Origin of the sequence: Vibrio sp. HENC-03, from assembly GCF_000305755.2 — a bacterium.
GTDB lineage: Bacteria > Pseudomonadota > Gammaproteobacteria > Enterobacterales > Vibrionaceae > Vibrio > Vibrio owensii.
In genome coordinates, this window is record NZ_JH976124.1 from 312,508 (window position 1) to 326,159 (window position 13,652).

Genomic DNA, 13,652 nt, shown 5'->3' on the forward strand with positions numbered 1-13,652 from the left:
AATGAAAGTGATGCCCATAATGGCGCAAAGATTTTTCAGGACAGAATGATGGAAGAAATTTACTTCGCAGGCGGCTGCCTTTGGGGTGTTCAAGAATTTATGCGCCACCTTCCGGGCGTAATCAGCACCGAAGCAGGACGAGCAAATGGCACGACGGATAACACTCAATCCGAATACGATGGCTACGCAGAATGCGTGAAAACCCAGTTCGACCCTAAGCAGGTTTCGGTTGAAACTTTAATGGGGTATCTGTTTGAGATCATCGACCCGCACAGTGTTAACAAGCAAGGTGAAGACGTAGGTGAGAAGTACCGTACCGGTGTTTATAGTCAAAACGAACAACACCTAGCGATTGCCAAAGCATTTATCGCAGCAAGACCAGATGCCGATAAAATCGCCGTAGAAGTACTGCCACTCACAAACTACGTGCCAAGTGATGATGAGCACCAGGACCGGCTCACGCGCTTTCCAAACGACTACTGCCACATCCCGTTAGATTTGCTGCACAAGTACAAAAATCCGTCTTAGTGGATTAGCTAAATCCAACTTCTCCCCCCCCCCTCCTAACCTCCCTTTGGATTCTAGTTCAGAGCTTACATTGACCAATGCGTATCAAGGGGAGGAACTAGCTGAGCTCACTATCAGCTCTCCTAAGCGCTTTATTTCTTTTCTCAAAGAGACAGAAAATTACGTTAATAAAAGGGGCATTGCAGGAGCTTTAGCACAAAGCCTCTTTTTTATAGCAAAATTGAACCATATTTGATTCCCTTCTCGTTTATTTTCAAGCTTCATTATTAATTTCAAAATAAATGGAATATAAGTCACAATACTAATTCCCTTCTAGCTCATTGATATTAATGACTTCTATCACACTTAGCTCTCAGTGATACAAAAATATAGTTATTGGATTTTTTTTACTATTTCAGAAAACCGTAACATTAATTAAATTTGCCTCATTACTTCAGTACCAATGAGTCAAAAAATGATTACAGAACTAACAAACGTCAATTTAATTAAAGGCAACCTTCAAGCAAATAATAAAAAAGAAGTCTTTGAAGAGCTAGCGCAAATGCTATTCGAAAATAATCGAATTAGCAGCAAAGAGGCTTTTTTAACCGACCTCGAAGCGCGTGAAGCATTAAGCGTAACTTCAATGGACGGTATCGCTTACCCACACGCAAAAAGCAAAGCGGTTACAGAGCCTGCAATCGCTGTTGGCGTAAAGCGCGAAGGCATCGAGTATGGCGACGAAGAGGGAGTCAAACCGACCGTATTCTTCATGATTGCCTCACCAGATAACGGTGCCGACCACCATATTTATGTTCTTCAAGAATTATTCGGTAAATTTAGCGAAGAGTTTATTGAAGATATTCATAACGCAAAAGACGAAAACCAAATACTAAATATTTTAATTAATTCATAAGGCGTGAAATTATGAGTACAATCACAGCTCAAGCTAGTAATAATAGCGATTTCAAAAAAATCCTAAGTACCATGAAAGGTCACCTTTTATTCGGTACTTCTCACATGCTTCCATTTATCGTTGCGGGTGGTGTACTACTGGCGCTAGCGGTAATGGCATCAGGTAAAGGTGCGGTTCCTGCGGACGGTTTATTGGCTGATATTTCTAATATCGGTATTAAAGGTCTGGTGCTGTTCCCAATTATTCTTGGTGGCTTCATCGGTTACTCAATTGCAGACAAACCAGCTCTAGCACCAGCGATGATCTCTTCTGGCATCATGGCTGATATGGGCGGCGGCTTCCTTGGTTGTATCGTAGCGGGTTTCATCGCAGGTGGTGTGGTATTCCAACTTAAGAAGATCCCTCTTTCTGCTAACATGACTGCGTTGGGCGCTTACTTCATCTACCCTCTACTAGGTACGCTTATCTCTGCAGGTATCGTTCTATGGGGTATCGGTGAGCCAATCAAGATCTTCATGGCGTCTATGAACGAATTCCTAGCTTCTATGGCTGGCGCTTCTAAAGTGGTTCTAGGTACGATTCTTGGTGGTATGACTGCATTCGATATGGGCGGTCCAATCAACAAAGTAGCAACGCTATTCGCTCAAACTCAAGTTGATACTCAACCATGGCTAATGGGTGGTGTTGGTATCGCAATCTGTACGCCTCCTCTAGGTATGGCACTAGCAACATTCCTATTCAAGAAGAAATTCACTAAGCAAGAACAAGAAGCAGGTAAAGCAGCAGCAATCATGGGTTCTATCGGTATCTCTGAAGGTGCTATCCCATTCGCAGCAAACGACCCTGTACGCGTTCTTCCTTCAATCGTTGCTGGTGGTATCGTTGGCTGTGTGTTCGGCTTCCTAACAGACGTACTGCTACACGCACCATGGGGCGGTCTAATCACAGCTCCTGTATCAAGCAACATTCCTATGTACGTTGTGGGTATCGCACTAGGCTCACTAACAACAGCAGTTATCGTTGGCTTCTGGAAACCAGTTGCTGAAGAAGAAGCAGAAGACGAAATCGTAGAAGCAGCACCTGCACAAGCTCAAGCGGCTCCAGCAGCAGGCGAAGGCGAGTACGACATCGTAGCAGTAACATGTTGCCCATCTGGCGTAGCACACACATTCATGGCAGCGAAAGCACTAGAAAAAGCAGGTGCAGCAGCGGGTCTGAAAATCAAAGTAGAAACTCAAGGTCAAAACGGTATCCAGAACCGCATCACTGACCTAGATGTAGCAAACGCGAAGCTGGTTATTCTAGCTCACGATATCCAAGTAAAAGACGCTCACCGCTTTGCAAAAGCAAACGTTGTTGAGTGTTCAACAAAAGAAGCGATGCGTAACGCAGCGACTCTTGTGAAAGCTTAAACCTTAAGCTCCTCCCCCTAAGAGCCCTTTCCCCCAAAGGGCTCTATTTCAAGTTTTTAAGTTTTAGTAATACCCCTGATTTTTTTAATTATATAACCCTACAATTTACAAGGCTTTAAAAATGAAATTCAAACCTTCCCTACTCGCTTGCGCAGTTCTCAGTGGTCTAGTCGGTCTGACTGGCTGTAACGACGACACAACCAACATTTATGGAGGCGGTGACACCAACCCTGCACTGCCGGATATTCCTGACGGCGGCAAGCCAGTATGTCCTCCAGTTGGCGATGGCGACTGTGATGACAAGCCAAACCCAGAAACACCTGAAATCGACATGGGCGTTCATATCCCGGTAGATTTCGCCGATATGGACGTAACACGCTACGTCAACCCATTCATCGGCACAGGTAACCTAGGCAACACCTACCCTGGTGCAACCACACCACACGGCATGGTGCAGCTTTCTCCAAACAACGGTTCTAACGGTTGGGAATACATTTCAGGCTACTACTACCACGACGCACGTACTTCCGGTTTCTCTCATACCCACCTTTCCGGAGCAGGTGCTGGCGACTTAAACGACATTCTCGTCATGCCAATCAACTCGCGTTCGGATTACATGATTGATGAAGGTTCGGCAACGCTAAACCTAGAAGCGTCTCGCTTCCAACATCGTGACGAGCAAGCGACAGCGGGCTACTACAAAGTCGATCTATTGGATTATGACATCAAAGCTGAGTTGACGGCGTCTGATCGCGTTGGTGTCCACCGCTACACCTTCCCTCGTGATGAGAAGTCAGAAATCATCGTTAACACTGGCTTCAAAATTAACTGGGACTACACCTCTGATTCTTACTTGAAATGGGACAAAGACAATAACCGTCTAGAAGGTCACCGTTTCTCTGATGGCTGGGCACCAAGCCAAAAAGAATTCTTCGTAATGGAATTCGACCAACCAATCAAAAACGTTCGCTTTGCATACTACGATAAAGAGCAAGGTCGTTACATGGACGTGCCAGAAGGCATTACGGAAATCGGCAACGAAACACGCGGCAAATACCAATACGCGCGCGCTTACGTTGAGTTCGACACATCCAAAGACGGCTTAACGGTTGAAGCGAAATTGGCGCTATCAAACGTTGAGATCGGCGAGAATGGCAAGTCTGGTGCTTCTCTTAACATGACAGAAGTTGCTGGCATGAATTTCGACCAAGTACGCGAAGCCGCAACGAAGAAATGGGAAGACGAACTCGGCAAGATCCAAGTCTCTGGCGACGAGGATTACAAACAGACGTTCTACACCGCGATGTACCACTCGTACCTAGGTCAAACCATTCACTCTGACTTAGATGGTCGTTACCGCCAAGTGCACCAAGGTCGTAACGCTTACCCAGATGGCAACACACCTTGGGGCGATAAGATTGATACGCTGAAAGAGTCGATCCGCACTGCCGATGCCAACAAAGATGGCAAAGCAGACTTCACGCGCTACGACACTTTCTCGTTATGGGATACCTACCGCGCAGTTCAACCGCTGTCTTCGATTCTTGAGCCAGACCGCTTAGCAGACGTTGTGCTGTCTATGCTGTCTTACGCCGAAGAAGAATGGGTGGATGACAAAGGCAACGTGCGCAAAGGTCGCCTGCCTGAGTGGACATTCAAAGGCAACGAAACAGGCATGATGATGGGCATGCACTCAACGCCTGTGATTCATGATGTGTTGTCGAAAGGCTCACTAGAAAAACGCATGATCGATCTTGGCTTCACAGAAGCAGAGCGCAAAGACGTAAAAGAACGTTTAGTTGAAGCAATGATCACTGACGCGCGCGCCGCAACGAGCCAAGGCGTAGCATGGATCAAAGAGTACGAAGAACAAGGTTACGTGCCAGCGCAATTGCACGACACTCCACCAGATTCTTACGGCGGTCACTCACCATTTAAAGACTCTTGGACAGCATCTTACTCGCTTGAATACTCAATGAACGACTGGGCAATCGCGCAATCGATCAAAGAAGTATTTGGTGAAGAAGACCCACGCTACACCGAGTTCGCTAACCGTTCTAAAAACTGGCAAGCGCAATTCGACTTCGGTGGTAAGCAATACCAAGGTTGGTTCAAAGCCCGTGACTACGATGGCGAGTTTATCGATGCTGGTTGGGTAGACCCAATCACTGGTCGTGCGGTGGGTAAAGACTGGCGTCCAGACATGTTCAACTGGGCATTCTCTGAGTCGAACGGCTGGCAATATTCGTTCAGCGTTCAACACGACATTCATGGCTTGATTGACCTGATGACACGCTTCGACAAGACACAAAACCCTGAAGCAGAACGCGGTGACTTGTTCGCAGCGCGCTTGGATGAGTACTGGTCAACCTACCCAGACCGCAACGCAGGCGACAACCAATTCCCAGTGTTCAACACAGGTAACGTTGGTCAGCACGTGCAAGGTAACGAACCAGATATCCACGTTCCGTACTTGTACAACTACGTAGGTCAACCTTGGAAAGGTCAGGCAGCCATCGCCGCAGCAACCAACATTTGCTACAAGAACACCGCTGACGGCATTTGTGGTAACGACGACTTCGGTACGCTCTCTGCGTGGTTCGTGTTCCGTGCACTTGGCTTCTACCCAGTAAACGCTTCTTCTGGCATCTACGAAATCGGTACTCCGCTGTTTGAAAGCGCGTCTATCGATGTCGGCAACAACCAGAAGTTCACGGTGACCGCGAAGAACGTTAGCCGCGAAAACATCTTCATTCAATCGGCTCGCTACAACGGCAAAGACTTCAACCGCACTTACCTGACTCATGACGAAATCATGTACGGCGGTGAGCTGGAGTTCGTGATGGGCGACAAACCAAATCAACGTTGGGGCTCTCTAGAGCAAGATCTTCCACCAGCACAAGGCATCGGTGAGTTCTTGCATGAAGACGAGATGCCAGCAGGTTCTCGTTAATCCCAATAGTGACAACTCAGCCGGGGGAGCGCATCTCCCGGCTATCCCTACAAGCAAATTTTATAAGCAGTTCTTTAGAAACAGTCTCTTATAAACACTTTTTATATACGAATAACGACAAAACGGTATGCACATGTTTAAACGTAATCTTATCTCTTTGGCTATCCTGGTTGGTCTGACGGGTGGCTTGGCTGGCTGTAACAGCGACAACGATTCTTCCTCTTCACTACCGGGCGATCCAATTGTTGATCTTGCGGTGTTGAAATACGTCGATCCAATGATCGGCACAGCGGCTTCTGGTCATACATTCCCGGGCGCGACGGTACCGGCAGGTATGGTTCAACTGTCTCCAGACACTTTCATCGGCTCTAACACAGACCACGAATCTGGTCTTAACCCTTGGCACTCGGCATCTGGCTACTGGGATTCATCCAACTACGAAACTGGCGAAGTGGTTAACACTGACGTTCCGCTGTACGGCTTCTCCCATACTCACCTTTCAGGTACAGGCGCAACGGACTTAGGCGACATCTTGGTTCTGCCTTACGCAGACATGGCGAACACACAACTGAACTCTTTCGACAAAGCCAATGAAGAAGCAAGCGCAGGCTACTACAAAACCAAGCTAAACCAAGGTCAAATCGAAGTAGAACTGAGCGCAACCAAACGCGTTGGTTTGCACAAATACACTTTTGCTGAAGGCGCGGACCGTAACGTGAAGTTCGATTTGGGTCATACCCTAATGAACAACAACGGCAAGTCTTTGAAGAACAAAGTAGAAGTGGTGGATGAATACACCATTCGCGGTCGTAAAACCTCAACAGGCTGGTTCCAAGGGCAAGATCACCAAGGTCAAGACATCTTCTTCTACGCGAAATTCAACCAACCAATCGCCAAAGCACTGTTGGGCGAACAAGATCTAGAACCAACGCGCGAAATGCGTAGTGGTGCGGTTTACTCAGGCGATGATCTGACGGCTTACCTAAACTTCGGCACTGGCGAAGAGCCAATTGAAATCCGCGTCGGTATCTCCCCAGTTAACTGGCAAGGCGCACAGAAAAACTTAGAAGCGGAAGCACCAAGTTTCGACCTAGCACAAGTGAAAGAAGACGCGGAATACGCGTGGGCTGAGAAGCTAGCAAAAATCAAAGTAGAAGGCGGCACAGACGCAGAGAAAACCAACTTCTACACTGGCATGTACCACATGATGATCGCCCCAATCGAGTTCTACGATGTGGATGGTCAATACGTGGATATGCTTGGCACAGTGCGCACACTGAAAGATGGCGACACACCAAACTATTCGATTTACTCAACGTGGGATACGTTCCGCGCGGTTCACCCAATGTGGACCATCATCGACCCAGATCAAGCAACGCTATACGTGAAAGACTTGATTCGTAAATCCAACGACGAGTTTGGTTTACTGCCGAAATGGGAAGGTCACGGCTCAGAAACCGGCACCATGATCGGCTACCCATCGGCAGCGATTCTGGGCGATGCGGTAACCAAAGGCTTGATTGATGCAGAGCAAGCTTACACCGCATCAGTGAAATCAGCACGTTACACTCCGCATGAATACCCACAGATTCATGACGACATCCTAAGCTCACTCATGGCAGGTCAGTTGAACTACCACGAGAAAGAACAGTGTGTTCGCTACCCGAACTGGAACTCAGTGTCGTACTCATTGGAATTCTCATTCTACGATTGGACGATCGCAGAAATGGCAAAAGCCGCTGGCGATATGGACGCGTATGAAGAGTTCAAAACCCGTTCTTACAACTCTTTGAAACACTGGGATGCGAAAGCTGGTAACGCAGACGGCACGGGCTTCTTTGTACCGACAGAACTGAAAGAAGGCGACCCATGTGCGCTGAAATACGCTTCAACTGACTTCGACCCTTACAAGTCTGACGCGTTCTACTACACAGAAGGTAACGCGTGGCAATGGCAATGGGCGTTCATGCAAGACTTGGACAAGCTGACTGAAATCATGGGCGGCACGCAAGGTCTGAACGACAAGCTGAACAACCTATTTACCGCCGATCCAAATGGCGGCGAAGCGCACCAAGACATGACAGGCTACATCGGTCAGTACATTCACGGTAACGAGCCTTCGCACCACGTCATCTACTTGTACAACCGTACTGAAGAGTCTTACAAGGCGCAGGAATACCTAGACCAAGTTTACGACCAGTTCTACAAACCGACGCCAGACGGCATCATCGGTAACGAAGACGTAGGTCAAATGTCGGCGTGGTACTTGATGTCAGCACTGGGCTTCTACCAAATCTCGCCAACCGATCCAACCTACAGCATCGGTCGTCCAATCTTCGACAAAGCGACGGTAGACATTGGTTCTGGCACGTTCACGGTAACGGCTGAGAACAACGGTCCAGACAACATGTACATCAAAGAAGTGACCATCAATGGTAAGCCTCTGGATGTGTACAACACCTTCCAGCACAGCGAATTCAAAGCAGGCGGCGAACTGCACTTCGTGATGACAGCTGACAAGTCTGAAGCAATGCAAGCCAACCTAGGCGAATAATGATTTTGAGGGGACCTCGTGTCCCCTTTTCTCGTGGAATAAAAACAATGAAACTAAAAAGAACCCTACTCTCTACCGCAGTGTTAACCGCCATGCTTGGTCTTGCTGGTTGTGGCAGCGACTCTGATCCAGAAACTCCAGTTATCTCTACCCCTACTTTGGAATTCGTTGATACCTTGATCGGCACTAAAGGTCTTGGCAACGTTAACCCATCTCCAGTTATGCCAGAAGGTATGATTCAACCTTCACCAGATAACTTCGATCCAAACGGTTGGAATGGCAAAGGCTCGCCTGTTGAATACGATCCTGTGCACAGCTTGCTTTCTGGCTTCTCAATGACTCACATTTCTGGCGCAGGTAAAGGCGACCTAAATGACTTCGCCTTCTTGCCATACACAGGCTTCAATACCGATGCCGTGACCATGGATAAAAGCTCGGAAGTGGCAGAAGTTGGTTACTACTCGGTTGACCTTGTAGAAACTGGCGTAAAAGCTGAACTGTCGGCAGCCGACCGCGTGGCGTTCCAGCGTTACACCTTCAAACCGGGTGAAGATCGCAAAGTACGTATCGACCTGCAACACGAACTGTTGGAACAATACGGCAACCACTCTCGCAGCATCTACTACAAACGCGTTAACGACACCACAGTCGTAGGCGCGCGTACCTCAAACGAATGGGGTCAATGGCAAACTGTGTTCTTCGCGGCAGAATTCTCTGATCCAATCATTGAAGAGAATCTGTACACCAAGCTGGCTTCTGAGAGCAAACTGACTCCAACTGACGCTACTGAAGTCGGCTTGGAAGATTACCGTGGTTACGCAGAACACAAACCAATGCCGGGCGAACCAGAACCTGATCCAGAACGTCTGGCAAAACGCGCAAACGATGTCCTGACGCATTTGAACTTTGGTAAGAGCGATGAGCCATTGGTGGTCAAAGTAGCGATTTCTGGCACTGGCGTTGACGGCGCACTGAAAAACCTAGAAGCAGACACCAACGGCTGGGATTTCGACACCGTCGTACAACAAAACCGCATGGCTTGGGAAAACATCCTTGGCGAGTTTGAACTGGAAGGCGGCAACAAAGCCGACAAAACCATGTTCTACACCTCGCTCTACCGTACGTTTGTTGCTCCATTCCTATACCAAGATGTGGATGGCAAATACCGTGGCATGGATGGCAAAGTGCACCAAGCAGAAGATGGCTTAGTGAACTACTCAGTGTACTCAATGTGGGATACCTTCCGCGCCGCACACCCACTGAAAACCATCATCGATAAAGACCGCGCGATTGAACACGCACGCGATCTATTGAACAAATACCAAACGGGTGGCGTGCTGCCAAAATGGGAACTGCACTCGGATTACACCGGTGAAATGGTCGGTCATCCTGCGGTCTCGGTTATTGCCGATATCATGGTCAAACACCCAGAAGCCTTTACCGCTGCTGAGTTTGATTTGGCACTGAAAGCCGCTGACGAAACAGTCAACTTCAACCTTGATAAAACTGAAAGTTGGGTGCCTTACCAAGATGCTTGGAACGGTGACAAACGCTTCACAGTAATGACACGTCATAACGACTACCAAGAAGACGTCGGCTTTATTCCAGCTAACACCAAATGGGCGCCGGACTCTGGCGACAAACCGGGTTACGTGGAAGGCTTAAAAGTCGATAAATACGACGAGCTCGTGAACGAATCGGTATCTTACGGTCTTGAGAATGCTTACTACGACTGGTGTATCGCTCAGATCGCTAAACTTGCGGGCAACGACCAACAATACGACCGCTACATGGCGCGCTCTGAATCGTTCAAGAACTACTTCGATTACAACCCAGAGCAATACGGCAAACTACAAGACACCAAAGGCAACGCATTGGGTGCGACGGGCTTTATGCGTCCGGCTTATATGAACAGCGGCAGCAAAGTTTGGGCAAACAACCTGAAAGCCGAATGTTTGGACGAGAACATGGCGCTGTCTATCCCAGACGGTATGGACTACAACGCGTGTAAAGACCGCAAAGCACTCAACGAAAGTGACGTGTTCTGGCCTTACCGCGCCGAGCACCGTGGTGAAGACTTTACCGAAGGCAATACATGGCAATGGACATGGTTTGCACCGCACAACTTGAACGGTCTGGCTAACGTAATGGGTGGCGAGCACATCGACCGTACTGACTTCTCTCTTCCTGAAGACATAACCGAACAAGGCAAAGCGGCATTCCTCGCTAACTTGAATGCGCTGTTTAATGCGGACTCCAACGCCGATACGAGCCAATCACACGACATGTCTGGCTACATCGGTCAGTTCGTGATGGGTAACGAGCCAGATCATCACGTGCCTTACCTATACAACTGGACGGCAGAACCTTGGAAGACACAAGAAATCGTCGACCAAGCGATGAACGAGTTCTACCACCCAACGCATGAAGGTCTGATTGGTAACGAAGACGTCGGTCAGATGTCGGCGTGGTATGTGATGTCTGCATTGGGCTTCTACCAAGTCACACCGGGCGAAGCAAGTTACACCATCGGTCGTCCTCTGTTCGACAAAGCCGTGATTCCAGTCGCGGACGGTAAATTCACCATCACCTCAGAAAACAACAGCCAAGAGAGCATCTACGTGAAGTCGGTGACCATCAACGGCAAACAATTGAGTGACAACTTCAGCTTCGCGCACAGCGATTTGAAAGACGGTGGTGAGCTGCATTTCGTCATGACTTCAGACAAATCTGAAGCGATGAAAGCGCAGTAACCGATACCCATCCAAATAACGAAAGGGGGCACCTAGCCCCCTAAAAAACTTCACTTCAGTGGAACCATAAAAATGAAACTAAAAAGAACCCTTATCTCTACCGCTATACTCGCTGCCATGTTTGGTCTTGCTGGTTGTAACAGTGATGACGACAACAGCAAATCTGGTACTCCATCCCTCGACACCACGCTAACCCAATACGTCAACCCATTGATTGGTACAGGCGCAGATGGTCACACCTTCCCTGGGGCGGTTGTGCCTTACGGTTTGGTACAACTTTCTCCTGATACCGAAATGGAAGGCTGGGGCTCTGCTGCAGGCTACTTCGACCACGGCAAGCTGACTGAAATCCCAGTGTATGGTTTTTCCCACACTCACCTTTCTGGCACAGGCATTACCGACCTTGGTGATATCTTAGTTCTGCCTTTCACCAAGAAAGAAAACGCCGTTTTCAACACCTTCGATAAAGACAACGAAACCGCAGAAGCGGGCTACTACGCAGTTGAACTGAACAAAGGCGAGATCAAAGCTGAGCTAACTACCACGCAACGTGTTGGCTTCCACCGCTACACCTTCAAAGAAGGCACGACACCACACATCAAGTTCGATTTAGACCACACTCTCAATAAAGGTCACTTCAACAACCGCACCATGAAGGGTGATTTGGAGTTCATCGACGCTTACACCATTCGCGGTTTACGTAGCTCAAACGGATGGGCGAACAACCAGCACGTGTACTTCTACGCCACCTTCAACCAACCTATCGTCAAAGCCATTGCTTTAGTTGACGGCGCAGAAACGGAAATCGATGTGAACAACGACAACATCGACGCAGTGAAAACCATCGCTTACCTAGAATTCGCACCATCATCAACACCACTAGAAATCCAAGTAGGCTTGTCACCAACAGGAACAGAAGGTGCGGAGAAGAACCTAGAAGCAGAAGCGAAAGAGGTGTCATTTGATACTGCGCGCGCTCAAGCCAACGACGCATGGCACCAAGAGCTTAGCCGCATGATGGTATCTGGCGGCACGGAAGATCAAAAAGAGATCTTCTACACTGCGCTTTACCACGCTTCTATCGCGCCAATGATTTTCCAAGATGTCGACGGTCAATACCCTGCGATGCGTACTCGCATTCAAAAAGACGCGGGCGACACACCAAACTACTCTGTGTACTCCATGTGGGATACTTTCCGTGCAGCGCACCCACTGAAAACCATCATCGACCCAGAACGTGCCGAAGAGTTTGCCAACGACCTGATTCGTAAATACGAAGACGGTGGCATCTTGCCGAAATGGGAACTGCAGAGCCATTACACTGGCACTATGATCGGCTTCCCTGCGGTTTCTATCATTGCTGACGCGATGGCTAAAGGTTTAGACATCGACCCACAACTGGCCAAAGAAGCGGCTGAGTTTACGGTGCGTTACCACGAGGCGTCTGAATTCCCAGATTGGACGGAAGACAACAACATCGGCGCAGCAAACGTTGTGCAAGTGAAGGTGTACGAAGAAAACGGCTTTGTTCATCACGGTTACTGGAACAGTGCGTCTTACACGCTTGAGTTTGCTTACGGCGACTGGGCAATGGCAGAAATCGCGCGCATGGCTGGCGATGTAAAACTGCAAGAAGAGTTTATGACTCGTGCCGAAAACTGGCTTAACCATTGGGATGCCGAGACGGGCTTCTTACGTCCGAAAAACCATCCGCTGAGTTCATCACCAAACAAACCGCCTTTGGAGTTCAACCAACCGATTGATGAAGAGCGTTTGGATGAGTGTGAAATGGTTGAGTGGCCAGAAGGCTCTGGCGTGATGAAAGAGAAATGCCCGCTGCTACCATTCGACCCTTACTACGTGGACGAGTTTGCCTACACCGAAGGGAACGCGTGGCAATGGAAGTTCCAACCAATGCACGATTTCAACCGCCTGAAACAAGAAATCTACCAAGCAGACTTGGCGCAAGGCAAAGACACCACGCCAGAGAAAGCCTTCCGTGAAGACTTGGACGAGCTATTTAATGCGCGTTCTTCAAACACAGGTGAAGAACTGCCAGACCTAACGGGTTACATCGGTCAGTACATGCACGGTAACGAGCCATCGCACCACATTCCTTACCTATATGCGCTAACGGATGAGCCATGGAAAGCGCAAGAGTACCTAGACCGCATCATGTCAGAGATGTACACCAGCGAACCAACTGGTTTGATTGGTAACGAAGACGTGGGTCAGATGAGCTCTTGGTACTTGATGTCGGCAATGGGCTTCTACCAAGTGACGCCTGCAGATCCGGTGTACACCATCGGTCGCCCTATGTTTGATGAAATCACCATTCCAGTGGAAGGCGGCGAATTCACAGTCATCGCAGACAATAACAGCCCACACAACAAGTACGTGAAGTCCGTAACCATCAACGGCAAACCGCTGGATGCCAACTTCACCTTCAAGCACAGCGAAATCAAAGCGGGCGGCGAGCTTCACTTCGTCATGACGGGTGACAAGCAAGAAGCGCTTCAAGCTCAGTAACGTTTTATGTAATTCGTGTTTAAAGAAT

7 protein-coding genes are annotated in these 13,652 nt (G+C 48.6%); all 7 read left to right on the forward strand.

Going from position 1 to position 13,652, the window contains the following annotated elements; all coding sequences use genetic code 11:
* Positions 1 to 48: 48 nt before the first annotated feature.
* The 7 genes from VCHENC03_RS10995 (at position 49) to VCHENC03_RS10965 (ending at position 13,624) form a co-directional block, all read left to right on the forward strand.
* The gene (locus VCHENC03_RS10995; protein WP_009706399.1) at positions 49 to 528 is read left to right on the forward strand and encodes a peptide-methionine (S)-S-oxide reductase; all 480 of its coding nucleotides are present in this window, start codon (positions 49 to 51) and stop codon (positions 526 to 528) included.
* A 454-nt stretch (positions 529 to 982) separates the two neighbouring features.
* Complete coding sequence (locus VCHENC03_RS10990) at positions 983 to 1,423, forward strand: PTS sugar transporter subunit IIA (protein ID WP_009706400.1); 441 nt, start codon at positions 983 to 985, stop codon at positions 1,421 to 1,423.
* 11 nt (positions 1,424 to 1,434) lie between these two features.
* Positions 1,435 to 2,835 carry a fructose-specific PTS transporter subunit EIIC gene (locus VCHENC03_RS10985; RefSeq protein ID WP_005453038.1) on the forward strand — a complete coding sequence of 467 codons (1,401 nt, stop codon included), beginning with the start codon at positions 1,435 to 1,437 and terminating at the stop codon, positions 2,833 to 2,835.
* Between the two features lie 121 nt (positions 2,836 to 2,956).
* On the forward strand, positions 2,957 to 5,788 hold the full coding sequence (locus VCHENC03_RS10980; protein WP_009706401.1) for a GH92 family glycosyl hydrolase: 2,832 nt from the start codon (positions 2,957 to 2,959) through the stop codon (positions 5,786 to 5,788).
* Positions 5,789 to 5,921: 133 nt separating this feature from the next.
* Positions 5,922 to 8,342 (forward strand): GH92 family glycosyl hydrolase, encoded by a 2,421-nt coding sequence (locus VCHENC03_RS10975; protein WP_009706402.1) that lies wholly within the window; start codon positions 5,922 to 5,924, stop codon positions 8,340 to 8,342.
* 47 nt (positions 8,343 to 8,389) lie between these two features.
* Positions 8,390 to 11,095: a GH92 family glycosyl hydrolase gene (locus VCHENC03_RS10970; protein WP_009706403.1), complete on the forward strand. Its 2,706-nt coding sequence runs from the start codon at positions 8,390 to 8,392 to the stop codon at positions 11,093 to 11,095.
* Positions 11,096 to 11,167: 72 nt separating this feature from the next.
* Entirely contained in the window at positions 11,168 to 13,624 is a 2,457-nt protein-coding gene (locus VCHENC03_RS10965) for a GH92 family glycosyl hydrolase (protein WP_009706404.1), read from the forward strand.
* Positions 13,625 to 13,652 lie beyond the last annotated feature (28 nt).